General features: G+C 68.4%; 20 protein-coding genes and 1 riboswitch. Of the genes, 4 read left to right on the top strand and 16 right to left on the bottom strand.

The features are described from left to right. Positions 1–40: 40 nt before the first annotated feature. Positions 41–1261: a phosphoserine phosphatase SerB gene (gene serB, locus PKO50_RS33620; RefSeq protein WP_089389977.1), complete on the bottom strand. Its 1221-nt coding sequence runs from the start codon at positions 1259–1261 to the stop codon at positions 41–43. Between the two features lie 189 nt (positions 1262–1450). Here serB and PKO50_RS33615 point away from each other — a divergent pair, with 189 nt between their 5' ends. Beyond that, entirely contained in the window at positions 1451–3034 is a 1584-nt protein-coding gene (locus PKO50_RS33615) for an AhpA/YtjB family protein (RefSeq protein WP_275628420.1), read from the top strand. Positions 3035–3100: 66 nt separating this feature from the next. Here PKO50_RS33615 and PKO50_RS33610 read toward each other — a convergent pair whose 3' ends face one another. The 10 genes from PKO50_RS33610 to PKO50_RS33565 form a co-directional block, all read right to left on the bottom strand. Then, a complete protein-coding gene (locus PKO50_RS33610) occupies positions 3101–4744 on the bottom strand; it encodes a glycosyltransferase family 39 protein (protein WP_275628419.1) in 1644 nt (547 codons plus the stop codon). A 159-nt stretch (positions 4745–4903) separates the two neighbouring features. Beyond that, positions 4904–5617 (bottom strand): ABC-type transport auxiliary lipoprotein family protein, encoded by a 714-nt coding sequence (locus PKO50_RS33605; RefSeq protein WP_275628418.1) that lies wholly within the window; start codon positions 5615–5617, stop codon positions 4904–4906. A 155-nt stretch (positions 5618–5772) separates the two neighbouring features. Beyond that, positions 5773–8037, bottom strand: a complete 2265-nt coding sequence (gene parC, locus PKO50_RS33600) for a DNA topoisomerase IV subunit A (RefSeq protein WP_275628417.1) — start codon at positions 8035–8037, stop codon at positions 5773–5775. A gap of 7 nt (positions 8038–8044) precedes the next feature. Beyond that, the gene (locus PKO50_RS33595; RefSeq protein ID WP_089389972.1) at positions 8045–8569 is read right to left on the bottom strand and encodes a TIGR02281 family clan AA aspartic protease; all 525 of its coding nucleotides are present in this window, start codon (positions 8567–8569) and stop codon (positions 8045–8047) included. Beyond that, positions 8566–9576 carry an esterase-like activity of phytase family protein gene (locus PKO50_RS33590; protein WP_275628416.1) on the bottom strand — a complete coding sequence of 337 codons (1011 nt, stop codon included), beginning with the start codon at positions 9574–9576 and terminating at the stop codon, positions 8566–8568. The genes PKO50_RS33595 and PKO50_RS33590 overlap by 4 nt, the downstream gene beginning before the upstream one ends. Further along, positions 9576–11474 (bottom strand): DNA topoisomerase IV subunit B, encoded by a 1899-nt coding sequence (gene parE / locus PKO50_RS33585; RefSeq protein WP_275628415.1) that lies wholly within the window; start codon positions 11472–11474, stop codon positions 9576–9578. The genes PKO50_RS33590 and parE overlap by 1 nt, the downstream gene beginning before the upstream one ends. 24 nt (positions 11475–11498) lie before the next feature. Beyond that, positions 11499–12107, bottom strand: a complete 609-nt coding sequence (locus tag PKO50_RS33580; protein WP_275628414.1) for a YqiA/YcfP family alpha/beta fold hydrolase — start codon at positions 12105–12107, stop codon at positions 11499–11501. Between the two features lie 48 nt (positions 12108–12155). Further along, positions 12156–12968: a 3',5'-cyclic-AMP phosphodiesterase gene (gene cpdA / locus PKO50_RS33575; protein ID WP_089389968.1), complete on the bottom strand. Its 813-nt coding sequence runs from the start codon at positions 12966–12968 to the stop codon at positions 12156–12158. Positions 12969–13123: 155 nt separating this feature from the next. Next, positions 13124–13582, bottom strand: coding sequence for a DUF1249 domain-containing protein (locus PKO50_RS33570; RefSeq protein ID WP_009613530.1), 459 nt, complete (start codon positions 13580–13582; stop codon positions 13124–13126). Then, on the bottom strand, positions 13573–14190 hold the full coding sequence (locus PKO50_RS33565; RefSeq protein ID WP_109931905.1) for an NUDIX domain-containing protein: 618 nt from the start codon (positions 14188–14190) through the stop codon (positions 13573–13575). The genes PKO50_RS33570 and PKO50_RS33565 overlap by 10 nt, the downstream gene beginning before the upstream one ends. Before the next feature lie 193 nt (positions 14191–14383). Here PKO50_RS33565 and PKO50_RS33560 point away from each other — a divergent pair, with 193 nt between their 5' ends. Then, positions 14384–15139 carry an RsiV family protein gene (locus PKO50_RS33560; protein ID WP_109931903.1) on the top strand — a complete coding sequence of 252 codons (756 nt, stop codon included), beginning with the start codon at positions 14384–14386 and terminating at the stop codon, positions 15137–15139. 464 nt (positions 15140–15603) lie between these two features. On the opposite strand, the gene cytX is transcribed toward PKO50_RS33560, so the two are convergent. Together cytX and thiC are read right to left on the bottom strand one after the other, a co-directional pair. Further along, positions 15604–16881 (bottom strand): putative hydroxymethylpyrimidine transporter CytX, encoded by a 1278-nt coding sequence (cytX, locus tag PKO50_RS33555; protein ID WP_275628413.1) that lies wholly within the window; start codon positions 16879–16881, stop codon positions 15604–15606. Positions 16882–16987: 106 nt separating this feature from the next. Further along, a complete protein-coding gene (thiC, locus tag PKO50_RS33550) occupies positions 16988–18868 on the bottom strand; it encodes a phosphomethylpyrimidine synthase ThiC (protein WP_275628412.1) in 1881 nt (626 codons plus the stop codon). A gap of 112 nt (positions 18869–18980) precedes the next feature. Continuing rightward, a riboswitch (TPP riboswitch) is annotated at positions 18981–19088 on the bottom strand. Positions 19089–19270: 182 nt separating this feature from the next. Here thiC and PKO50_RS33545 point away from each other — a divergent pair. Beyond that, positions 19271–20731 carry a TolC family outer membrane protein gene (locus PKO50_RS33545; protein ID WP_275628411.1) on the top strand — a complete coding sequence of 487 codons (1461 nt, stop codon included), beginning with the start codon at positions 19271–19273 and terminating at the stop codon, positions 20729–20731. A 344-nt stretch (positions 20732–21075) separates the two neighbouring features. On the opposite strand, the gene PKO50_RS33540 is transcribed toward PKO50_RS33545, so the two are convergent. The 3 genes from PKO50_RS33540 to PKO50_RS33530 all read right to left on the bottom strand — a co-directional run bounded on the left by PKO50_RS33540 (position 21076) and on the right by PKO50_RS33530 (position 24528). Next, positions 21076–21861, bottom strand: a complete 786-nt coding sequence (locus PKO50_RS33540; RefSeq protein ID WP_275628410.1) for a class II aldolase/adducin family protein — start codon at positions 21859–21861, stop codon at positions 21076–21078. A 379-nt stretch (positions 21862–22240) separates the two neighbouring features. Further along, on the bottom strand, positions 22241–23299 hold the full coding sequence (locus PKO50_RS33535; RefSeq protein ID WP_275630565.1) for an IS110 family transposase: 1059 nt from the start codon (positions 23297–23299) through the stop codon (positions 22241–22243). A gap of 185 nt (positions 23300–23484) precedes the next feature. Further along, entirely contained in the window at positions 23485–24528 is a 1044-nt protein-coding gene (locus PKO50_RS33530) for an ABC transporter substrate-binding protein (protein ID WP_089389960.1), read from the bottom strand. A gap of 341 nt (positions 24529–24869) precedes the next feature. On the opposite strand from PKO50_RS33530, the gene PKO50_RS33525 reads away from it, so the two are divergent. Further along, complete coding sequence (locus PKO50_RS33525; RefSeq protein WP_089389959.1) at positions 24870–25220, top strand: cupin domain-containing protein; 351 nt, start codon at positions 24870–24872, stop codon at positions 25218–25220. Positions 25221–25222: the final 2 nt, after the last annotated feature.

Below are 25222 nucleotides of genomic sequence, written 5' to 3'. Positions count from 1 at the left end.
CCTACGGTTCGCCGCGGCATTTCCCCAGGCTTCTGCCGGCTCAACGCCCGTCCACGCCCTCGCGGTCGCGGAAGCCCAGCAGGTAGAGGATGCCGTCCAGGCCCAGGGTGGAGATGGCCTGCTTGGCCGACTGCTTGACCAGCGGCTTGGCGCGGAAGGCCACGCCAAGGCCGGCCAGGCCGAGCATCGGCAGGTCGTTGGCGCCGTCGCCTACGGCGATGGTCTGCTCCAGCTGCAGGCCTTCCTTCGCCGCCAGTTCGCGCAGCAGGTCGGCCTTGCGCTGGGCGTCGACGATCGGCTCGACGGCCACGCCGGTGACCTTGCCGTCGACGATCTCCAGCTCGTTGGCGAAGACGTAGTCGATGCCCAGTTTCGCCTGCAGCTGGCGGGCGAAATAGGTGAAGCCGCCGGAGAGGATGGCGGTCTTGTAGCCCAGGCGCTTGAGCTCGGCGAACAGCGTCTCGGCGCCCTCGGTCAGGCGCAGCGAGGCGCCGATCTCTTCGAGCACGTCCTCGGACAGGCCCTTGAGCAGCGCCAGGCGCTCCTTGAAGCTGGCGCGGAAGTCCAGCTCGCCGCGCATGGCGCGCTCGGTGATCTCGGCGACCTTCTCGCCGACGCCGGCGGCCTTGGCCAGCTCGTCGATGACCTCGGCCTCGATCAGCGTCGAGTCCATGTCGAACACCGCCAGGCGGCGGTTGCGGCGGTACAGCGAGTCGCGCTGGAAGGCGATGTCGACGTTCAGTTCCTGGGCCACGCTGAGGAACTCGGCGCGCAGCGCCACCGGGTCGGCCGGTTCGCCGCGCACGGAGAACTCGATGCAGCCCTTGCCGCGCTCGGCCGGCATGTCCAGCGGCATGCGCCCGGACAGGCGGTCGATGTGGTCGATGTTCAGCCCGTACTTGGCGGTGATCGAGCTGACCCGCTGCAACTGCTCGGCGGTCACCCGGCGCGTCAGCAGGGTGACGATCTGGCGCGGCTTGCCCTGGCCGCCGACCCATTGCTGGTAGTCGGCCTCGGAAACGGGGGTGAAGCGCACCTGCTGGTCGAGTTCGTAGGCGGTGAAGAGCACGTCCTTGAGGACCGCGGAGGCCCGCTCGGTGTCGGGAATCTCCACCAGGATGCCGAAGGACAGGGTGTCGTGGATCACCGCCTGGCCGATGTCGAGGATGTTCACCCCGCCCTGGGCCAGCACGCCGGTGATGGCCGCGGTGAGGCCGGGGCGGTCTTCCCCGGTGATGTTGATCAGGACGATTTCGCGCAAGGCGCAGTCTCCGCCATGGAAAAAGCGCACATTCTACCGCCTTTCTCGGCCGTCGCCTCGCCCGCCGGCGGCACAACCGCCGATCGGATCGTGCGCGCCGGCCGGATCACGGGCGGACCGGCGCTTTGCCCCTTCCCAGGGCGCCGTTATACTGCCGGGACTGTCCTTTCATAGAAGACCGAGCCCGCTGTGACCCGGCCCACGTCCGTCAAGCCCGACAATTTCTTCCTGTTGCTGTACCACGCCCTGCGCCAGCGCCGGGTGCCCATCGCCCTGCGCATCGCCATCCACAGCCTGGTGCTGGTGGCGGCGGCGCTGCTGATCTACGCCTGGGTGATGGGCATGCAGTTCAAGCAGGCCATGCACCAGCAGGCCGATGCCGTGGGCCAGAGCCTGACCACCCAGACCGCGGCCTCGGCCACCGAGCTGCTGGTGTCCAACGACATCCTCAGCCTCAACGTGCTGCTGGGCAACCTGACCAAGAACCCGCTGGTGGCCCACGCCGCCATCTACAGCGCCGACGGCCGCACCCTGGCCGAGGCCGGCTCGCGGCCCAAGCAGGGCCTGCTGGGCGACACCGAGGGGGTCTACTCGACGCAGATCACCTTCCAGGAGGTCATGGCCGGCCAGCTGCGCATCAGCCTGGACATGGAGCAGTTCCAGCAGCCGATGATGGTCAGCCTGCAGAGCATGGGCCTGATCAGCCTGATCCTGCTGCTGCTCACCCTGACCCTCAGCCTGCGCCTGGGCCGCCACATCTCCACCCCGCTGCTGCAGCTGCGCGTGTGGCTGCGCGACCCGGACGACCCCGCCCCCGGCGCCGGCCTGCAGAACGAGATCGGCGACCTGGCCCGCCAGCTCCAGGCCCGCCTGGTGCCGGAGAAGCCGCCGGCCCCGGAACCTGCGCCCGCCCCCGCGCCCCGCAAGGCAGCGCCGAAGGCCGCCGCACCGGCGCCGGCGAAGCCCGCGAAAGACCCCGTCGAGAAGGACGCAGAGGGCGAAACCGCCGGCGAGCCGGACGACAAGCGCGAACCCCGCCTCGACCTGCCGCGCGACGAGCATGAGTTCGACGAGAACATCTTCGCCGAGGACGAACTGCACGAAGAAGCGCCCCTGGCCGCAGAGGAATTTTCCGAGGACTTCGCCGAAGAAGCTGACGAGGCCGAGGAAACCGCCGAGGAAGAACCCGAGCCGGTGCTGCCCAACCCCTGCGCCGTGCTGGCCGTGCAGCTGGGCAACCAGGAGCAGCTGCGGCGCCTGCCGCGCAGCCGCCTGGTGGACCTGCTGGAACGCTACCGCGACTGCCTGGAGCAGGCCGCGCGCCTGTACAAGGGCCAGCTGTTCACCCTCAGCGACGGCGGCAGCCTGATCCTCTTCCACGCCCGCGACGACGACGACTACCTCACCCACGCCCTCTGCTGCGGCGAGCTGATGCGCGCCCTCGGCCACGCCCTGCAGATCGAGGTGGTGGACAGCGGCATCACCCTGCAACTGCAACTGGGCCTGACCCAGGGCGACGAACTGGCGGAGCTGGCCCAGGCCGAACTGCTGCAGGAAAGCGCCGTGCAGAACGCCCTGAACCTCAGCCAGCACAGCCGCAACCTGCTGTTGATCGAGCGTGTCATCGCCGAGGACGAGCAGGTGCGCCAGCGTGCCCGCGTCCGCGCCATCGCCAACCCGGCCGAGGCCAGTTGCGTGGAATGGCTGAAGGAACCCTACCCGTCGATGCTGGAACGCCAGCTCACCCGCATGCGCGCCCTGCGCACCTCCTGAGCAGAAGGCCGGCCGCCCCCGTGGGCTGGCCGGCCTTGCGTCCCTCCTGCCTACCCGCCCTGCCCGTCACTCGTGCGCCTGCTGCGTTGCGGGCAGGTACAGCAGCACATGGGGCTCATGGTCGAAATCCGCCGCCACCAGGGGCTTCAGGCCAGCCACTGACGACGCCCGCAAGGCATCCCGGCGCGCGGCCGACATCACCAGGTAGAGCGGACCCTGCAGCCCCTGCAGTTGGCTGTCCTGGTCGATGAAGCCCGGCGCCAGGTCGTGGTCGAGGTTGACCAGGTACTTGATCGCCTTGGCGTCCCTGCCCAGGCCGACGAAAACCACCGGCGCCGGCCTGGCGGCCATGGCCGCGTCGGCAGCCAGGGCGAAGGCGCGCGTGCCGTACAGCCCGCGCTCCATGGGCTCGAAGGCGAGGATGTAGGCCGCCCACAGCGCCAGCACGGCGCAGCCGGCCAGCCCCGGCGCCCGTAGCCGCGGGTGGCGCAGCATCCACAGGGCAGAGCCCTGCAGGACCAGCAACAAGGCCAGGGTGCCGTACAGGGCGAGGTGATAGCCCTGCAAGTGCCCGCCCAGTCGCCGCCAGGCGAATGCCAGGGCCAGCGCCAGCACCCCGGGCAGGATTGCCCAGAGGGCCTGCATGACCCAGCGCAACGCCGAAGCCAGGCGGCTGCCTGCCACCTGGAAGGGGTAGGCGGCGACTATCGCCAGGTAGGGCGCCGCCGCCAGGATGTAGCGGGCCTTCTTGGCCTGGGGCACGGACAGGCCGAGCATCACCAGCAGCGCAGCCAGGACACAGGCCAGCAGCAGGGTCCGGGTGCCCTCGTCTTCACCCCGCCCGCGTGCGCCGGGCAGCAGCAACAGCGCCGGCAGCGCCAGGGGGAAGGCCAGGGCGTAATTGCCGGGCGCACTGAGGAAGTAGTAGAAGGGCGAGCTGGCCCCGGCGCTGCCGTCGAGACGGCCGATGACCTGCATCTGCAGCACTTCCCGGACGAAGCCGGGGCCGCCGCTCAGCTGGGCCGCGCCCAGCAGCGCCAGGCAGGCGAGCACCAGCAGGGCCGCGGCGAACGGGCCGAAGACCAGCAGCCGGCGCCAGTCCCGCGCCGCCAACCAAAAGGCGCAGACCGCCGCGGCGGGAATCACCAGGCCCAGCGGGCCGCGGACCAGGAAGCCACCCAGCAGCAGCGCCCCCAGCCGCGCCAGCAAGGGCGGCAGCGGGCGCCCGCGGTCGCGCCGGGCGAGGTAGAAGGCGCCCAGGGCCAGGGCCGAGACCATCTGGTCCAGCGACACCGCGCGGGTCTCGCTGACGAAGGTCGCGGTGAGCAGCAACAGCGCCACGGCGAGCAGCGCCCAGCGCGGCGAGATCGGCTCCAGCAGGCGGTACACCAGGACCACCACGGCCGCCGCGGCCAGCGCCGAGGGCAGCCAGGCGCCCAGGCTGTCGACGCGGCCGAAAGGCAGCGACAGCAGGTAGATCAGCAACGTCGAAGTGCCCGGGTAGTCCGGGTAGGGTTCGCCGTAGGTGGTGGGGAACAGGCTCGGCCCGTGGCGCAGCATCTCCTGGGCGAACAGCACGAAGCGCGAGTCGAAACCGATGATCGCCCGCCCCTTGGCCTGGGCGCAGAACAGCAGCAGGGCGAGCACCCCCAGCAGCCAGGCGCGGGCGGCCGGGCCCAGGCTGGCCAGCCTGGAGGGCAAGGGCGACAAGGAGATGGACGGTGGCAAGGACCTACCCCCGCCGGGCGCCAACCGAAGGGATTCCGATCAACGGCGCCGGCAGAACCGCAGCCTTGTTAGCACCGTCATGGTCAAGAATTCGTCAACGAAGAGCGGCCCGCGGGCAGGACACCCGCGGGCCGTCGGCGATCAGAAGCGGAAGACTTCGGCGTTGTTGTGGATGGGCACCACCAACGGCATCTTCGGCCCTTCTTCCTTGGGCTTGGCGGCCTGTTCGGCGGCCGCGGCCGGCTTGCGTGGCGCCGCCGGCTGCTCGGCGGCCACCGCCACCGGGCGCACGTCCTGGGCCAGCTGCCCGGCGAGGCGGCGCAGCAGCTCGCTCTGCGCGCGGACCTGGTCCTGCAGGCTGCCGTCGTGCTTTTCCTCTTCATGGAACACGCGGCTGTCGCGCAGCGTGCCCTTCTGGTCGAGCAGGCGCCAGCGCGCATCCAGCACCGCCGGCTCCTTCGGACCGGAATCCAGGCGACTGATGGTCAGCATCACCTGCACCTGCGGGGTGAACCCCGGCTGTTCCGGGAACAGCGCCAGGCGGGTGGTGTCCAGGCTGCTGGACAACTGGCGCACCAGCAACTGGCTGACGTTGGTTTCCAGGCTGCCGGCCCAGCGCGCCTCGGTGGACAGGTTGAGGATGCCATCGGCCTGGCGCTGGACCATGGACTCACGTTGCAGGTAGTCGGCCAGCTGCACCGGCCCGAGCAGTACGGCGATACCGTTGTCGCGGGTGGGCACCGGGGTCGCCCCGGCGTCCAGTTGGTACAGCTGGGTCGGTCGATTCACCGTACAGCCCGCCAGCCCGAGGAGGCCGACGAGGGAAAGACATGCGAGGACGCGCAGGGCGCTCATCGTGCAATCACCGTTAATTCGCCGAAGATCGGCGTCACTTGCTACAAAAAACCACTAACCAAAACGACAATGGAGCCAAGGCGCCCGTGTCAAAGGGACCTATCATCCCTTAACCGGCGCCATAGCTCCAGAGGCAGAGTGTATCGCAGAGCGTTTCAGTCCTGAGACAGCGACTCGACCAGCAGTGCATCGACCCGCTGGAAGCCACGCGGCAGCTTGTTGCCACGCCGGCCGCGCTCACCCTTGTAGTGCTCCAGGTCGTCGCCGCGCAACGACAGGGTGCGCTTGCCGGCCTGCAGCACGAGGGTCGCCCCCGGCGGCAGAACTGCCAGGTCGGTCAGGTATTCCTCGCGGCTGGCCACGCGCTCGCCCGGTACGCTGATGATCTTGTTGCCCTTGCCCTTGGCCAGTTGCGGCAGGTCGGAGACCTTGAACAGCAGCAGGCGGCCCTCGGTGGTCACCGCCGCCAGCCAGTCCTGCTCGACGTCGGCCACCGGCCGCGGGGCCATCACCTGCGCGCCGTTGGGCAGGCTGAGCAGGGCCTTGCCGGCCTTGTTCTTGGCCTGCATGTCCTCGCCCTTGACCACGAAGCCATAGCCGGCGTCCGAGGCCAGCACGTACAGGGCGCTGTCCTCGGGCAGCAGCACGCGCTCGAAGCTGGCGCCCGGCGGCGGCGTCAGGCGGCCGGTGAGCGGCTCGCCCTGGCCACGCGCCGACGGCAGGCTGTGGGCCGCCAGCGAGTAGCTGCGCCCGGTGGAGTCGATGAACACCGCGTACTGGTTCGAACGTCCGGGCGCGGCGGCCTTGAAGGTGTCGCCGGCCTTGTACGAAAGCCCTTCGGCGTCGATGTCGTGGCCCTTGGCGCAGCGCACCCAGCCCTTGTCGGAGAGCACCACGGTGACCGGCTCGGTGGGCATCAGCTCGGTTTCCGAGAGGGCCTTGGCCTCGGCGCGCTCGACGATCGGCGAGCGGCGGTCGTCGCCATAGGCCTCGGCGTCGGCGATCAGCTCGTCGCGCACCAGCTTGCGCAGCTTGGCGTTGGAGCCGAGGATCGCCAGCAGCTTGGCGCGCTCCTTGGCCAGCGCTTCCTGCTCGCCGCGGATCTTCATCTCTTCCAGGCGCGCCAGCTGGCGCAGGCGGGTGTCGAGGATGTAGTCGGCCTGCACGTCGGTGAGGGCGAAGCGCTCCATCAGCACCGGCTTGGGCTGCTCCTCGGTGCGGATGATGTGGATCACCTCGTCGAGGTTGAGGAAGGCGATCAGCAGGCCTTCCAACAGGTGCAGGCGCTTCTCCACCTTGTCCAGGCGGAACTGCAGGCGGCGGCGCACGGTGTCGGTGCGGTAGGTCAGCCACTCGGTCAGCAGCTGGCGCAGGTCCTTGACCTGCGGCTTGCCGTCCAGGCCGATGACGTTGAGGTTCACCCGGTAGGAGCTTTCCAGGTCGGTGGTGGCGAACAGGTGGGTCATCAGCTCGTCGGCGTCCACGCGGTTGGAGCGCGGGATGATGACGATGCGGGTGGGGTGCTCGTGGTCCGACTCGTCGCGCAGGTCGGCGACCATCGGCAGCTTCTTGGCCTGCATCTGCGCGGCGATCTGCTCCAGCACCTTGGCCCCGGAGACCTGGTGCGGCAGCGCGGTGACCACGATGTCGCCGTCCTCGACGCGGTACACGGCGCGCATGCGCACCGAGCCGCGGCCGGTTTCGTAGATCTTCTGCAGGTCGGCGCGCGGGGTGATGATCTCCGCCTCGGTGGGGAAGTCCGGGCCCTGCACGTGCTCGAGCAGTTCGCCGACGCCGGCGTCCGGCTGGTCGAGCAGGCGCACGCAGGCCGCGGCCACTTCGCGCAGGTTGTGCGGCGGCACGTCGGTGGCCATGCCCACGGCGATACCGGTGGTGCCGTTCAACAGCAGGTTGGGCAGCCGCGCCGGCAGCACCGCCGGCTCCTCCAGGGTGCCGTCGAAGTTCGGCACCCAGTCCGCGGTGCCCTGGCCCAGCTCGGAGAGCAGGGTCTCGGCGTAGCGCGACAGGCGCGCCTCGGTGTAGCGCATGGCGGCGAAGGACTTGGGATCGTCCGGCGCGCCCCAGTTGCCCTGGCCGTCCACCAGCGGGTAGCGGTAGGAGAACGGCTGGGCCATCAGCACCATGGCCTCGTAGCAGGCCGAGTCGCCGTGGGGGTGGTATTTACCCAGTACGTCACCGACGGTGCGCGCCGACTTCTTGTGCTTGGAGTCGGCGTCCAGGCCCAGCTCGCTCATGGCGTAGACGATGCGCCGCTGCACGGGCTTGAGGCCGTCGCCGATGTGCGGCAGGGCGCGGTCCATGATCACGTACATGGAGTAGTTCAGGTAGGCCTGTTCGGTGAACTCGGCGAGGGAGCGGCGCTCCACGCCTTCCAGGCTCAGATCGAGGGTTTCGCTCATGCGTGCCTCACGGGGAAGTGTTCTGGCGCAGCACCAGGGTGCCGTCGCGCTGGGAGAATTCGAGTTGTCTGAGTGCGCTCATGCCGAGCAGCACCTCGTTGCCGCCCATGCCCGGGGCGATGATCGCCGGCACGTCGCGCAGCAGGATGTCGCCAAGCTCCAGGCGCTGCAGGCGCGTGCGCCAGCCCCGGGTGCGGCCGTTGGCGGTATCCAGGTCGATGGGTGCGCCACGCTGCAGCTGCAGGCGCAGGGCCAGTGCTTCCGGCACGGCCACGGCGCTGGCGCCGGTGTCCAGCAGGAAGGTCGCCGGCGTACCGTCGATCAGCCCGTCGAACACGTAGTGGCCCTGGCGGTTGCCCAGCAGGCGCAATTCCACGTAGCCGTCGCCGTGCAACGACTGCGGCTGGACGTTGGGGTTGTGCTGGCGCTTTTCCCACAGGCCGAAGAAGTGCGTGGCCAGGCCGATGCCGGCCAGCCAGGCGAGCAGCATCATGGCCTTGCCGAGGCGGCGTCCGGGTTGTGCTTCGCTCATTTGCCACCCAGCCAGCCCTCCGCCGGGGCGGCGAAGCGCAGCACGTAGGGCCGCGCATCGCCGTCGGCGCGCGCCGCATCGCCGTTGTCCAGGCCGATCCAGGCGCCCTTGTCGTCGATCACCAGGGCCTCGGCCACGCCATAGGGCAAGGCGTAGCGGCGCGGCGGGGCCAGGGCGCCGTCGGCGAACGACCAGCAGCGCTCGGCGGCGCCGCTGTCGGCGTTGCGCCGGCAGACCTGGTGGACCAGGCGTTCCAGGGTGAACAGCTTGCCCTGGTACAGCGCCAGGTCGGAGAAGTCCAGGGCCAGCGGCTTGTCGCTTTCCAGCTGTGGCGGCGGCAGCGCCGTGCCGCCCTCGCTCAGCAGCACGCAGGCGCCGTCGCATTTCCAGCTGCCGTTCTCGTTGCGCAGGCGCAGCAGGCCGCGGCGCTGGCGTTCGGCGGCGAGCCACAGGCGCTTGCCGTCGGCGTCGATGGCCAGGCCTTCGTAGTAGGCGTTGTTGACCATCAGCAGGCCGCTGGCGCGCGCCTGGCGCAACAGAGTCGGCGGCAGCTCCAGCCATTGCGCGGCGCCGGCCTCCGGCACCCGCAGAACGCCGGCATAGGCCTCGCTGACCAGGTAGCGGTTGCCCTTGCCGTCGCAGCTGACACCTTCGAAGTCCATGGCCCCACCGCGCACCAGGCCGTACAGCCAGGTGCGCGCGCGGGCGCCCCAGGACAGGCCGCTGTCGGGCAGCCCGGGCACGCTGAAGGTCTCGGCGCGGGCCTGCCAGACGCTGCCCGGGGCTTCGTCCGGGCGCAGGCCGTAGAGGCGGTCGTCGTCGCGGTCGGATACCGTCCACAGCTCGCCGCCGCACAGCGCCAGCCCCGACAGGTTGCCGCCGGGCATGCCTTCCACCGCGTGCTCGGAAAGGAACTGCAGGGCCGGCCCCTGCCCCACCGCGGGCGCGTCCGCCAGGACCTGGGCGCAGCCGAGCACGGCCGCCAGGGCGGCCAGGACGCGGCGCATCAGGCCAGGACCTCGGCCAGGTTGCCCTTGGTCTCCAGCCAGGACTTGCGGTCGCCGGCACGCTTCTTGGCCAGCAGCATGTCCATGATCTCGACGGTGCCCTCGGCGTCTTCCAGGGTCAGCTGCACCAGGCGCCGGGTGTTCGGGTCCATGGTGGTTTCGCGCAGCTGCGGCGGGTTCATCTCGCCCAGGCCCTTGAAGCGGGTGACCTGCGGCTTGCCGCGGCGCTTCTCGGCCAGCAGCCGGTCGAGGATGCCGTCGCGCTCGGCGTCGTCCAGGGCGTAGAAGACTTCCTTGCCCAGGTCGATGCGGTACAGCGGCGGCATGGCCACGTAGACGTGCCCGGCTTCCACCAGCGGGCGGAAGTGGCGGACGAACAGCGCGCACAGCAGGGTGGCGATGTGCAGGCCGTCGGAGTCGGCGTCGGCGAGGATGCAGATCTTGCCGTAGCGCAACTGGGTCAGATCGGCGGCGCCCGGGTCGACGCCGATGGCCACGGCGATGTCGTGCACTTCCTGGCTGGCCAGGACTTCGCCGCCGTCCACTTCCCAGGTGTTCAGGATCTTCCCGCGCAGCGGCATGATCGCCTGGAACTCCTTGTCCCGCGCCTGCTTGGCCGAGCCACCGGCGGAGTCGCCCTCCACCAGGAACAGCTCGGCGCGCATCGGGTCCTGGCCGGCGCAGTCGGCCAGCTTGCCGGGCAACGCCGGGCCCTGGGTGATCTTCTTGCGCTCGACCTTCTTGCCCGCCTTGAGGCGGCGGCCGGCGTTGCTGATGGCCAGTTCGGCCAGCTGCAGGCCCAGCTCGGGGTTGGCGTTGAGCCACAGGCTGAAGGCGTCCTTGACCACCCCGGAGACGAAGGCCGCGGCCTCGCGGGAGGACAGGCGCTCCTTGGTCTGCCCGGAGAACTGCGGTTCCTGCAGCTTCATCGAGAGGACGAAGGCGATGCGCTCCCAGACGTCTTCCGGCGCCAGCTTCACGCCGCGCGGCAGCAGGTTGCGGAACTCGCAGAACTCGCGCATGGCGTCGAGCAGGCCCTGGCGCAGGCCGTTGACGTGGGTGCCGCCCTGGGCCGTGGGGATCAGGTTGACGTAGCTTTCCTGCAGCGACTCGCCGCCCTCGGGCAGCCACAGCAGGGCCCAGTCCACCGCCTCCTTGCTGCCGGCCAGGTTGCCGCAGAAGGGCTCTTCCGGCAGGCGCGGCAGCTCGGACACCGAGTCGGCCAGGTAGGAACGCAGGCCGTCCTCGTAGTGCCATTCGACGCGCTCGCCGCTGCTCTTGTCCTCGAAGCTGACCAGCAGCCCCGGGCAGAGCACGGCCTTGGCCTTGAGCACGTGCTTCAGGCGGCTGACGGAGAACTTCGGCGAGTCGAAATACTTCGGGTCGGGCCAGAAGCGCACGGTGGTACCGGTGTTGCGCTTGCCGACGCTGCCGACGACTTCCAGGTCGCTGGCCTTGAAGCCGTCGGCGAAGGTCATGCGGTATTCGTTGGCGTCACGCTTGACGCGCACTTCCACCTGGGTGGAAAGCGCGTTCACCACCGAGATGCCCACCCCGTGCAGGCCGCCGGAGAACTGGTAGTTCTTGTTGGAGAACTTGCCGCCGGCGTGCAGCTTGGTGAGGATCAGCTCGACCCCCGGCACGCCCTCTTCGGGGTGGATGTCCACCGGCATGCCGCGGCCGTCGTCGATCACTTCCAGCGAGTTGTCCTCGTGGAGGATCACCTGCACGCTCTTCGCGTGGCCGGCCAGGGCCTCGTCCACGGAGTTGTCGATGACTTCCTGGGCCAGGTGGTTGGGCCGCGTGGTGTCGGTGTACATGCCCGGGCGCTTGCGCACCGGATCGAGGCCGGAGAGGACTTCGATGGCTTCTGCGGTATAGGCGTTCTGCTGGGCCATGGGGTCCCTTTTCAGTCAGCAAATTCAGTCGAAAGTGGAGAAATCGAGGTCGTGCCAGCGGCTCGCCGGCACCCCGGCGAAGGCCAGCAGCGCCGGCAGCCAGCGAGCGAAGCCCTGGAAGCTGTGGTCGCCGCCGGCCTCGATGCGCAAGGCACAGGCCCGGTAGAACACCGCGGCCACCTTGTAGTCGAGGGTTTCGTCGCCGGTCTGCAGCCACACCTGGTAGCGCGCCGCATCGACCGGCGGCGGCACTTCGAGTTCCGCCAGGGCGTCGACGTGTTCCTGGGTCAGCACCCACTCCTCGCCGCTGTAATGGTTCTTCTGCGGCCCCAGGTAGCCGTCGAAACGGCCGTGGGGCAGCACCGCCGGGTTGATCAGCAGGGCCTTGAGGCCATGCCGCTCGGCAAGATGGGTCGCATAGTAGCCGCCCAGGGAACTGCCGACCAGCAAGGGCCGGTCGAGCTCGCCGATGGCCGCCTCGAGCTGGGCCATGGCCTGGCGCGGGTGGTGGTGCAGCTCGGGCACCCGCAGGTGCGCCTGCAAGCCCAGGCGGCCCATGACGGCCATCATCTGGCGGGCCTTCTGCGAGGCCGGGGAACTGTTGAAGCCGTGGATATAGAGGATGTCGGTCATGGTGCGGGAGGCTACAAGCAGCGAGCCGCTGCCTGCAAGCCGCACGCGTCAGTAGCCCTGGACGCTGTAGTCCACCTGGAAATCGATGCCGGTGACCCGCGACACGCCGGTCTGCACGCCGCCATCGGGCAGCAGGCGCAACCAGCGGTAGCCCGGCGCCAGGCTGTCCACGCCGAAGTCCTCGCTGCCCGGGGCGAACTGCACGCAGGTGGAAGGCGATGCCAGCAGGCGCACGTCGCCGCGCAGGCGGTCGATCTCCTGGTGCACGTGGCCCCAGAGCAGGCAGCGCACCTGGCGGTGGCGGTCGAGCACGGCGAACAGGTCCTGCGGGTTGCGGATGCCGATGCGGTCCATCCACTGGCTGCCGATGCTCACCGGGTGATGGTGGAAGGCCACCAGCACGTGGCGCTCGCGCGCGCCGTGCAGGGCCTCGTCCAGCAGGGCGAGCTGCTCGGCGGACACCTGCCCGGGCACCGCGCCGGGAATGGTGGAGTCGAGCAGGACGATGCGCCAGGCGCCCAGGTCGAGCACCGGGTCGAGCCGGTCGCTGTCGGCGCAGACTTCGCGCATGGGCGCCAGCTCGTCGTGGTTGCCGGGGAACCAGCGGCTCGGCGCCTGGATGCTGGAACAGATATCCAGGAAACGTCGGTACGATTCCACGGAACCGTCCTGCGAGATATCACCAGTCGCCAGGACCAGGTCGACCTGCGGCTGCTCCTCGAGAACCCGCTTCACCACCTGCTTCAGGCTGTCCGCAGTATCCATGCCAAGGAGTCGGCCATCATGCTCGGCGAACAGATGGCTGTCGGAGAGCTGCACCAGCAGCACCGGCTCATTTGAGGAAAATTCTTTCGCAGGCAATGCGCCTTCTCCTGTCAGGCGAGGCGTCGTCGTTGAAGGAAGTATGGTGACAGCCCCGGTGCCGGGCAAACCGGGAAAGAGTCACAGTTCACAGTAAGCTCGCCGTCGGCCAGACGAACGACATTCTATCATGGCGCAGTGCCACTACCCATGTTTCAGCGCTGCAGCACCGGCTCCAGCTCGTGGCCGCAGGCCAGGCAATGGCTCAGCCACTCGCCGAGGAAGAGGTTGAGCTGGCTCTTCTCGTCCGGCTGGTGCATGGCCTGGTTCGGATAAGGGTAGATGGCCAGCAGGCGGCGCGCCTGCTCGGCGCCGACCACTTCGGCCATGCGCGCGTCATGGTAGACGCGCACTTCCAGGCGCGGCGCGGGCAGCCAGGGCAGGCCCAGCTCCTGGCGCACCTGCAGGGTGGTGGTGTAGGGGCAGGCCTCGATCACCTCCAGGGCCAGCACGCCGAGCAGGCGTTCGCCCTCGCTCAGCGCCACGCGGCGTTGCGACTGCACCTCGCGCATGTCCGGCAGCAACCGCATCAGGCGCAGGTAGTTGGCCTCGCAGGTGGCCTGCAGCCCGGCGAGGTCGACGCGGTAGCGCTCGCGCAGCAGGTTCACACCCATAGCCCACGGACCTCGGCACGGTTCAGCGCCAGCCATTGCAGGGCGAGCATGCTCGCGGCGTTGTTGACGCGCCCGTCGCGCACGGCCTGCAGGGCATCTTCCAGGGCCAGCACGTGGACGCGGATGTCCTCGCCCTCCTCCTCCAGGCCATGGATGCCCGAGGCCAGGCTGCTGTCGCAACGGCCGACGAACAGGTGCACCAGCTCGTTGCTGCCGCCCGGCGAAGGCAGGTACTGGCTGATCGGCCAGAGCGCGCCGAGCTGCAGGCCGGCTTCTTCCACGGCCTCGCGGCGAGCGACTTCCTCGGGCTCCTCGTCCTTGTCGATCAAGCCTGCGACCAGCTCCAGCAGCCAGGGGTTGACCCCGGCCTCCATGGCGCCGACGCGGAACTGCTCGATCAGCACCACCTCGTCGCGGTGCGGGTCGTAGGGCAGCACGCAGACGGCATCGTGGCGGACGAACAGCTCGCGGCTGATCAGCGGCCCCATGTCGCCGGCGAACTGGCGATGACGCAGGTGCAGACGCTCGATGCGATAGAAGCCGCGGAAGCATTCCTCGCGCCGAGTGATCTCCACATCGTCCGGGCCCGCCTTGAAGATATCCGCCATCCCACACACTCGCTGATCGGTTGAACTTCGCGCCATCCTAGCGCGACACCGTGCCCCGTGCAGCCTCTTTCCGCCACCGCCCGGCGGGGAGCCGCGCGACACTGCTACACTCGGCGGCGCGGCGAACCCGGCGCGGCTTCGCCGGTCCAAGCCGCGCGGCCGATCGCCGCCGGACACGCAAAGAAGGATTCCCATGCATTTTCTGAAAACCCTTGCCGCCGCGGGCCTGCTGCTGGCGCTCGGCGGCTGCCAGAGCCTCTTCGGCCCGGGCCTGGGCGACCCGCTGAGCGCCCGCCACACCACCTTCGAACACCTGCAGCCGGGCTGCCAGGGCGAGCAGTGCCCGCTGTTCAACCTGGACACACTGGGCTTCGACGGCGAACCCGCGCTCGACGCCGCCATCGAGCAGCAGTTGCTCGAACTCACCCGGGAAACCCCGGACGACCCGCGCCCGGCCAGCCTCGCCGGCTACGAGCGGGATTTCCTGGCCAGCGCCAAGCCGGGCTGGAGCAGCTACCTGCAGGCGAAGATACGCGAGCAGCATGACGGCCTGGTGATCCTCGAACTGTCCAGCTACGTCTTCACCGGTGGAGAGTATGGCCGCCCGGGCCGCGCCTTCATCAACTACGACCGCCGCCTGCACAAGGTGCTGACGCTGCAGGACGTGCTGCTGCCCGGCCAGGAACAGGCGTTCTGGGATACCGCGCGCCTGGCCCACCAGGCCTGGGTGGTGCAGAACAAGCTGGTGGAGCAGGACGCGAACTTCCTCAGGGACTGGCCGTTCCAGAAGACCCCGCACTTCGCCCTGACCTTCGGCGCGCTGACGCTGAAGTACGACATCGACCGCATCGCCCCGCACTCGGTCGGGCACCCGGAGCTGAAGATTCCCTATCCGCGGCTCAACGGGATCGTGAAGCCCTACTATTTCCCGGGGCGTGGTGCGCAGTAGCCGGGCGCCCAATCGCGGACGGAGTCCTCCTACGGCCGTGCCTCCCCGGAACTGTAGGGCGCATAACGCCTAGGGCGTTATCCGCCGCCGTCGTCGGGCACCGGCGCTCCGGCCAACGGCGGATAACCGCGAACGGTTATTCGCCCTACGGGAAACGCCGTGCCTCATTGCAGACTGTAGGAGCGGACCTTGTCCGCGAACGGCGCTCACCGGCGGCACCGTGCTTAGGATTGACGCTGCCCCTCTCCCGCAAGCGGGAGAGGGGGCTGTCCGGCATAAACGCGAAGTTCGGCGTCAACCTGTAGGGCGCATAACGCCTAGGGCGTTATCCGCCGTCGTCGTCGGGCATCGGTGCTCCGGCCAACGGCGGATAACCGCGAACGGTTATTCGCCCTACGGGAAACGCCGTGCCTCATTGCAGACTGTAGGAGCGGACTCCGTCCGCGATCCGGCCGGCAGGCCGGTCAGCCCCTGGCGCCGAGGCGCCCCAGCAGCAGTTGCAGCACCCCGGCCACCAGCAGCGCCGGCAGGGTGGCGCCCAGGTCCGGCGCGTAGTTGGCCAGCAGGTGGTAGGTGACCACGCCACCGGCCCAGGCCAGCAGCGAGCCCCAGCGCAGGCCTGGGCGAACCTCGGCGGCGGCGCGGCGGCGCAGCAGGAAGTGGTCCACCAGCACCACGCCGAACAGCGGCGCGAACACCGAGCCGATCAGCAGCAGGAAATTCTGGTACTGCGCCAGCGGCGCGAACCAGGCGATCAGGGTGCAGAGCACGCCGATGATCAACGCCAGGTGCTCGACCTTCAGCGGCACCAGGATGCCGCTGGAAACCGCCGCCGAGTGGATGTCGGCGAAGGCCTTCTCCGACTCGTCGAGCAGGATCAGCAGCAGCGGGATGCCCATGCCGGCGCCGGCCAGGGCCAGCAGCAGGGCGTTGGCGTCGCTGCCCTGGGCGAACGCCAGGGTGTAGGCCACGCCCAGGCCCATCAGCCAGAAGCAGCCGATGAAGAAGCCCAGGGCGGCGCCGCCGAAGACCTGCCCGGCGTGCTTGCCGAAGCGCGAGTAGTCGGCGATCAGCGGCAGCCAGGACAGCGGCATGGCGATGGCGATGTCGAAGCCCACCGCCAGCGGCAGCGAGCCGTCGCCGCCACGGGCCCAGATGGCCGCGAGGTCCACGCGGCGCAGCAGGTCCCAGGTCAGCCAGACGCAGGCCGCCAGCAGCAGCCAGATGCCCCACTTGCGCAGTACGCGGCGGACGAAGGCCAGCGGCCCGCTGACCGCCAGCAGGGTGGCCAGGGCGCCGAACACCAGGGTCCATAGCGCCGGACTGGTCCACAGGCTGCCCTCGCCAAAGGCGCGCGCGGCCAGCAGGCTGGCGGCGTCGCGCATGACGATCACCTCGAAGGCGCCCCAGCCCACCAGTTGCAGCAGGTTGAGCACAGCCGGCAGCGCCGCGCCGTGGCCACCGAGGCTGAGCTTGAGCGAAGCCATGGCGGCCAGCCCGGTGTCGCTGCCGATCACCCCGGCGGCGGCCAGCAGCAGCACGCCGACCAGGGTGCCGAGGAAGATCGCCAGCAGCGAGCCAGCCAGGCCCAGGCCGGGCGCCAGCAGCGCGCCGGTCTGCAGCACCATCAGGCCGATGCCGAGGGAGAACCACAGGGAGAACAGGTCGCGCAGGCCGAGCACACGCTGGGCGGCGCCGACGGCGATGGCCGGGGAATAATTGGTCGTAGGGAAACTGGTCACGATGGATGCAAGGCTCAAGGGGAAAATTGGCTACAGGCGGCAGGCTACAGGCCACAGGCGGTGCCAGGCGAGCGCTTCGCTCCTGCCTGCAGCCTGCCGCCGTTCTTCAGATCTGCTTGTAAATCACCGAACCTTCATCCTTGAAGCGCGCGGCCTGTTCCTGGAAGCCGGCCTCGATGGCCTTCTGCTCGTCGGTCAGGCCGTTCTCCTTGGCGTAGTCGCGGACTTCCTGGGTGATCTTCATGGAGCAGAACTTCGGCCCGCACATGGAGCAGAAGTGCGCGACCTTGGCCGAGTCCTTCGGCAGCGTCTCGTCGTGGAAGGCACGGGCGGTGTCCGGATCCAGGCCGAGGTTGAACTGGTCTTCCCAGCGGAACTCGAAGCGCGCCTTGGACAGGGCGTTGTCGCGGATCTGCGCGCCCGGGTGACCTTTGGCGAGATCGGCAGCATGCGCGGCGATCTTGTAGGTGATGATGCCGGTCTTCACGTCGTCCTTGTTCGGCAGGCCCAGGTGCTCCTTGGGCGTCACGTAGCAGAGCATGGCGCAGCCGAACCAGCCGATCATCGCCGCGCCTATGCCCGAGGTGATGTGGTCGTAGCCGGGGGCGATGTCGGTGGTCAGCGGGCCGAGGGTGTAGAACGGCGCCTCGTCGCAGCATTCCAGCTGCTTGTCCATGTTCTCCTTGATCAGGTGCATGGGCACGTGGCCGGGGCCTTCGATCAGCACCTGCACGTCGTGCTTCCAGGCGATGCGGGTCAGCTCGCCGAGGGTTTCCAGTTCGCCGAACTGGGCGGCGTCGTTGGCGTCGGCCACCGAGCCCGGGCGCAGGCCGTCGCCCAGCGAGAAGCTGACGTCGTAGGCCTTCATGATCTCGCAGATGTCCTCGAAGTGCGTATAGAGGAAGTTCTCCTGGTGGTGCGCCAGGCACCACTTGGCCATGATCGAGCCGCCGCGGGAGACGATGCCGGTGACGCGCTTGGCGGTCAGCGGCACGTAGCGCAGCAGCACGCCGGCGTGGATGGTGAAGTAGTCCACGCCCTGCTCGGCCTGTTCGATCAGGGTGTCGCGGAAGATTTCCCAGGTCAGGTCCTCGGCGATGCCATTGACCTTCTCCAGCGCCTGGTAGATGGGCACGGTGCCGATCGGCACCGGGCTGTTGCGCAGGATCCACTCGCGGGTCTCGTGGATGTGCTTGCCGGTGGAGAGGTCCATCACCGTGTCGGCGCCCCAGCGGATGCCCCAGGTGAGCTTCTCCACCTCTTCCTCGATGGACGAGCCCAGGGCGCTGTTGCCGATGTTGCCGTTGATCTTCACCAGGAAGTTGCGGCCGATGATCATCGGCTCCAGCTCCGTGTGGTTGATGTTCGCCGGGATGATGGCGCGGCCGCGGGCCACTTCGTCACGCACGAACTCGGCGGTGATTTCCTGCGGGATGCTGGCGCCGAAGCTCTGCCCCGGGTGCTGCGCGTCGAGCAGGCCGGCGGCGCGGGCCTCCTGCAGCTTCATGTTCTCGCGGATGGCGATGTATTCCATCTCCGGGGTGATGATGCCCTGGCGCGCGTAGTGCATCTGCGTGACGTTGCGCCCGGCCTTGGCCCGGCGCGGGGTGCGCACGTGGGCGAAGCGCAGGGCGTCGAGGCTGGCGTCGGCCAGGCGCGCCTTGCCGAACTCGGAGGTCAGCCCGGGGAGGACCTCGGTGTCGCCGCGCTCGTCGATCCAGCGCGAACGCACGTCGGGCAGGCCCTTGCGCAGGTCGATGCGTACGGCCGGGTCGGTATAGGGGCCGGAAGTGTCGTAGACGTACACCGGCGGGTTCTTCTCGCCGCCGAAGGCGGTGGGCGTATCGGCCAGGGAAATTTCCCGCACCGGTACGCGGATGTCCGGGCGCGAGCCGGTCAGGTAGACCTTGCGCGAGTTGGGGAAGGGCTTCGCCGATTGGCGGTCGAGCTGTTCAAGGCGGGTGACGTTGTTCTTCTGGGTGCTCATCCTGGCTCTCCTGGGTTGATTGTCGGGAGAACCTGGGTGACGCGGGAGCCGCAAGGCACTGCGGAGAAAGGACGCGTCCGGGGAGGGCTGGGGCCGGCCGGAAAGGCACTGGGGACGCGGACTTCTTGTTCCCTACGCGGGTGCTAACCCGATCAGGTTCAACGGGATCCGGAACTATCCGATCTCAGCCCCTCGCAATGGGGCACCCCGACAAGAACGTCCGCAGTCTAAACAAGAGTTCGGCGCTTGGCCAATGCCGCCGGGCCGAAAGTATCCGAAGCGACTTCGCGGTCACACACCGGCAACTACACTCCTGCAACGAATTGCCCCAAGATGGCGCCTTGACCGCCAATCGGGGCGACCGTAGCCTTGCCCCACCCGCACACTTTCTAGGACGAACGAATGCTGCGCAGACTCTCCCTGGCTGTCGCCGTGGCCGCCTCCACAGGTTTCGTCTGGGCAGCCCAGCCCACGTCGAGCGTCGCTCCACTGCCGAGCAAGACCGACCTGATCAACGTCTACAAGGATGCCGTAGACAACAACGCCGACCTCGCCGCCGCCCAGGCCGACTACCTGGCGCGCAAGGAAGTCGTACCCCAGGCCCGCTCCGGCCTGCTGCCGCAGATCAACGCCGGCGGCAGCCTGGGCAACACCCGCACCTCGCTGGACACGCCGGACGCCACCCTCAACCGCAGCAGCCAGCTGGTCCAGGCCAGCCTCAGCCAGCCGCTGTTCCGCGCCGACCGCTGGTTCCAGCTCAAGGCCGCGGAAAACATCAGCGAACAGGCCCAGCTGGAATTCTCCGCCACCCAGCAGCGGCTGATCCTGCAGACCGCCGAGACCTACTTCGGCGTGCTCCGCGCCCAGGACAACCTGGCCGCCAGCAAGGCCGAGGAAGCGGCCTTCAAGCGCCAGCTCGACCAGTCCAACGAACGCTTCGACGTCGGCCTGTCGGACAAGACCGACGTGCTCGAATCCCAGGCCGGTTACGACACCGCGCGGGCCAACCGCATCGTCGCCGAGCAGGCCGTGGAAGATGCCTTCCAGGCCCTGGTGACGCTCACCAACCGCGACTACAGCGGCATCGAGGGCATCCTCCACTCGCTGCCGGTGGTGGTGCCCACGCCCAACGACGCCAAGGCCTGGGTGGACACCTCGGTGCAGCAGAACATCGCCCTGCAGGCCAGCAACTTCGCGGTCACCGCCGCCGAGGAAACGCTGCGCCAGCGCAAGGCCGGGCACCTGCCGACCGTGGACGCGGTGGTGCAGTACCAGAAGGGCGACAACGACGCCCTGGGCTTCACCAACAGCGGTACCGGCCCCACCTATGGCAAGTGGGTGGACCAGACCAGCGTCGGCGTGCAGCTGAACATCCCGATCTACAGCGGCGGCCTGACCAGCTCCCAGGTGCGCGAGTCGTACCAGCGCCTGAACCAGAGCGAGCAACTGCGCGAAAGCCAGCGCCGCCAGGTGGTGCAGGACGCGCGCAACCAGCACCGCGCGGTGAACACCGACGTGGAGACGGTGAAGGCGCGGCGCCAGGCGATCATCTCCAACCAGAGCTCGCTGGAAGCCACCGAGATCGGCTACCAGGTCGGCACCCGCAACATCGTCGACGTGCTCGACGCCCAGCGCCAGCTGTACAGCGCCGTGCGCGACTACAACAACGCACGCTACGACTACATCCTCGACAACCTGCGCCTGAAGCAGACCGCCGGCACCCTCAGCCCGGCCGACCTGCAGGCCCTGGGCACCTACCTCAAGGCCGACTACAACCCGGACAAGGACTTCCTCCCGCCGGACCTGGCCAAGGCCGCCGAGCAGCAGCTGGAAAGCAGCAGCAAGGCACGGACCCAGCAATGAACGACAAGCCCGGCGAAAGCCGGGCTTGTCGCTTAACCCGTAGGGCGCATAACGCCTACGGCGTTATCCGCCGCTTGACCGGGGTTGCGAACCGCTCGAGGTCGACCTTGGCGTGGACGACCAGCACGGTCAGGCGGCGTATAACCGCGAACGGTTATACGCCCTACGCAATAGCCGGAGGTTCCGGTGCGGATCGCGGATGAGATCCGCTCCTACACCGCCCCACCCACGTCATTTCCATGCAGGGGCGCAGGGCGGGGTTGCGGACCGCTCGAGGTCGACCTTGGCGTGGACGACCGGCACGGTCAGGCGGCGTATAACCGCGAACGGTTATACGCCCTACGTCAGTTCCTGTAGTCCGGCGCGGTGCGCTCGAGCATGCGCAGCAGCGCCTCCCAGGCCAGGTCGTAGCCATCCGGGTCGCTCAGCTCGCCCTCGGCCTGCGGCCGCGCCGGTTCGTTGAACTGGCGCTCGGTGCGCCGGCACACCGCGTCCGGCGGGATCACCAGCTCGCCGCCGGCCTGGGCGGCGACCTGGATGTCGCAGGCCTTCTCCAGGTAGTACATGCGCAGGAACGCCTGCTTCACGCTCTCGCCCACGGTCAGCAGGCCGTGGTTGCGCAGGATCATCCCCAGGTGGTCGCCGAGGTCGCGCACCAGGCGCTGCTGCTCGTCGAAGGACAGGGCGATGCCTTCGTAGTCGTGGTAGCCCAGGCACCCGTAGAACTCCATCGACATCTGGTTCAGCGGCAGCAACCCCCCGGCCTGGGCGGCCACCGCGCAGCCGGCGCGGGTGTGGGTGTGCAGCACGCACCGGGCATCCTCGCGGGCGGCATGGATGGCACTGTGGATGACGAAGCCGGCCGGGTTGACCTTGTAGCGCGTCGGCTCCACCGGATTGCCGTCCAGGTCGATCTTCACCAGGCTGGAGGCGGTGATCTCGTCGAACATCAGCCCATAGGGATTGATCAGGAAATGATGCTGCGGCCCGGGCAGGCGCAGGGAGATGTGGGTGAAGATCAGGTCGCTCATGCGGAAATGAGCGATCAGCCGATAGCAGGCGGCCAGCTCCTCGCGCAGCTTCCACTCTTCGGCGGAGCAAGTTTCACGGGAGGGCATCGGGATGGTCATGCCGGGGTTCCTCTTGTTGTTCGGGCTACAGGGAAGAGCATGTGCGGGGCTCTTCGTAGGAGCGAGCTTGCTCGCGAACCGGGCGGGCACGGTGCCGGGTTTGGTTCGCGAGCAAGCTCGCTCCTATGTATGGACTCACCCCCACCGTCAACCCGCTTTTGAACAGAGGAACCCGATTGCATCTATGTATTAGGCCTGTTCGAGGAAGCCACGTCGGGCTTCTGGCCAACATTGGGTAAGCCCGCGGAATGCCGATTACAAAGAGGCCTCGAAGGCCAGTAGGAGCGTAGGCATCAATCCGCGACGGTCTGACCAGGGGTCAATGTTCTTCAGCAGGGGTTGGAGCGGCTTGGCGCCCCGGTGGCGGGAACTCGTTGGATCAGTGACTCATCTCAATCTCCTGGCAAGCGTTCGGCTTGCGCTGGTAGGTCTGCTCGCTGCGCAACAGTACCCAGGCGATCCGCAGGTTGCGGTTGGCCAGTCGCACGGCCGCCCCCTTGCGCCCCAGGCGCTGTAGCCAGCGTTGCAGGCGACGGTCGTCCGGGTGCTCGGAATCCGGCCGCAGTTGCTTCAATACCGCATGCGCGCCCACCACCATCAGGCTGCGCACATAGGCGTCGCCACGTTTATTCATCTTGCCCAGTCGCACCTTCTGCCCGCTGCTGTGCTGGTCGGGCACGATACCGAAGTAGGCGGCGAACTGGCGCGCATTGGCGAAACGTTCCGGTTCGGTCTGCTTGGCCAGCAGCGCCGTGGCAGTGATCGGACCAATGCCACGCACCGTCATCAGCCGCTTCGCTGCCTGGTCCGCATTGGCACACGCTTCCAGACGCTCGGTCAACGCTGCGATGCGCTCGCCCAGTCGCCTCCACTCGCTCAGCATCTCGTCGATCAGCTCACGCAGCAGATCCGGCAAGGGCTGGCTGGCGTCTTCCAGCACTCGGGGGACACCTTGGCTCAAGGCAGCCTCCCCCTGAGCCAGGGCGATGCCCTGCTCCAGCAGTAGCCCGCGTATCTGATTACCCGTGGCCGTACGCCGCCGCACATAGCCACGCCGAATCCGGTGGCAGGCCTGCATCGCCAGCGCCGCGACACTCTTCACCGGCACCGACGCGATGCTGCAATCCCGTCCCGCTCGCAGAATGGCATGGGCATCATTGCGATCATTCTTTGCCCCGCTACGGTGCTCGGCCACACGCTGGGCCGGCAGGATACGCACCGGGTTGCCCTGCATCTGCAGCAACCGGGCCCAGGCTTGCGCGCCCGGACCGGTTTCCATCAGCACCGTCACGCCCTTCGGCAGCTTCTGCAGGAACACCTGAAACGCTTCACGCGACTTGATCCGCTGCTCGTACACCAACTGGCCCTGGGCATCTTCCCCGGCCACCTGGAATACCTTCTTCGCCAAATCCACGGCGACTGTCGTGCAAGTCGACACATCGACTGCAGACATGGGCTTCTTCGTCGTCGTATGCTTTTTCATGGCCTCACCCTCACTGTCGGTGGCTTCTTAGAATGCCACCGTGGCGCCTCGACGCCTCGGTGAGGGTGAGTCCATCCAATTACAGGGGGGACCGGCTCTTCGCTCTTGCCTGCAGCTTGTAGCTTGCAGCCGCTCCTGACCTATTGCGCCGCCCAAGCGTTGAAGCGCTCCTCCAGCTCCTCGCCATGGTCAGCCCAGAACTCGTCGTCCATGGCCAGGCCCACCTTGATGTTCGCCGGCGCGGTCGGCACCCAGCGCGCCAGGTCCTGCGGCAGGCGTTCAGCGGCCTGCTTGTTGGTGGGGCCGTAGGGGATGTTGTGCACGTAGTCCACCTGGGCGTCGGCCTGGTTGGCGAAGGCGATGAAGCGCTTGGCCAGGTCGACGTGCTGCGAACCCTTGATGATCGCCCAGTAGTCCATGCCGTACAGCGCGCCCGGCCAGACCAGGTCGAGGTTGCGCCCGCTCTTGTGGGCATCGGCGATGCGCCCGGTGTAGCTGGTGGTCATCACCACGTCGCCGGCGGCGAGCCACTGCGGCGGCTGGGCGCCGGCCTCCCACCACTGGATCGACGGCTTGATCTGGTCGAGCTTGGCGAAGGCGCGGTCGACGCCCGCCTTGGTGGAGAGCACCTTGTACACGTCCGCCGGCGCGACGCCGTCGGCCATCAGGGCGAACTCCAGGTTGTACACCGCGCGCTTGCGCATTCCGCGCTTGCCGGGGAATTTCTGCAGGTCCCAGAAATCCTGCCAGCCACTGGGCGCGGTCTTCAGCTTGTCGGCGTCGTAGGCGATGGCCACGCCCCAGACCAGCGCAGCCGAGCCGCACTCCTTGGCGGCGTTGGGCACCAGTTGGTCGGCGCCGCCCAGTTGCTTCCAGTCCAGCGGCACGAACATGCCCAGGTCGCAGTTGCGCGCCAGGTCCGGGCCCTCGATCTGCACCACGTCCCAGTCGGCGTGGCCGGTGTCGGTCATCACCTTGATGCGCGCCATCTCGCCGTTGTACTCGGCCTGGGTCAGGCGCGCCCCGCTGGCCTTGGCGAAGGGCTGGAAGAAGGCCAGGTCCTGGGCCTTCTGCCCGGCACCGCCATAGCCGACCACGACCATGGAATCCTGCGCCTGGGCGCTGCCGAGACCGAGTCCCAGGAGCAGCAGCAGGGGTTGCAAAGCGTTCTTGCGCGAAATCATCGAGCGGACCCTCTGTGAATGCGAACCGTGGCCACCGCGGTGGCACGGCGGAGGTGGGTTGGGCGTACCGGAACAACTCGCTGATGGCAGCTGGCAGTCAGAGGCGAAGGGGCGCTGCGGCGTGGGGCAGCCGGCGCGGGAAGACACCGTGGAGCACGGTTCATGCGCATCTCCTCTTGTAGTTGTTGTGGAGTACGTCGCTGGGCACACCCCGTCGGCGACGGGGCATGGACACGAAACTACCCAGTCATTTTTAAAAAAACAAGTTGATTTTTTACTGAAGGTAAATTTCCATGGCGTTACTTGGATAACAACAAAACCCAGCGCCAGGAGTCCCCACCGTGCCCGACGTCATCCACTTCCAGCAGTCCGCCCTGCAGTTCCAGCCCTACGCCGGCCAGCCGCCGGAGCGCGCGGCCATCTGCCGCCTGATCGGCCCGGCCGACAGCCAGACCATGGGCGCCGGCCTGGCCCGCTTCGACGGCTGCTCCATCGAATGGACGGTGCTCTACGACGAGCTGATCGTGGTGCTGGAAGGCCACTTCCGCCTGCGCCTGGGCGAGCGCGTCATCGAGGCCGCGCCGGGCGACGTGATCTGGGTGCCCGAGCGCACGCCCCTGGCCTACGAAGGCGAGAAGGCCTGCGTGTTCTACGCCCTCTACCCGGTCGACTGGCAGGCCCGCAACGCCTGACC

It is taken from the genome of Pseudomonas sp. 273 (genome assembly GCF_029201425.1).
Taxonomy (GTDB): Bacteria; Pseudomonadota; Gammaproteobacteria; order Pseudomonadales; family Pseudomonadaceae; genus Pseudomonas; species Pseudomonas delhiensis.
The sequence above is the reverse complement of the archived record's forward strand: the minus strand, read 5'-3'. Positions and strand labels throughout refer to the sequence as shown.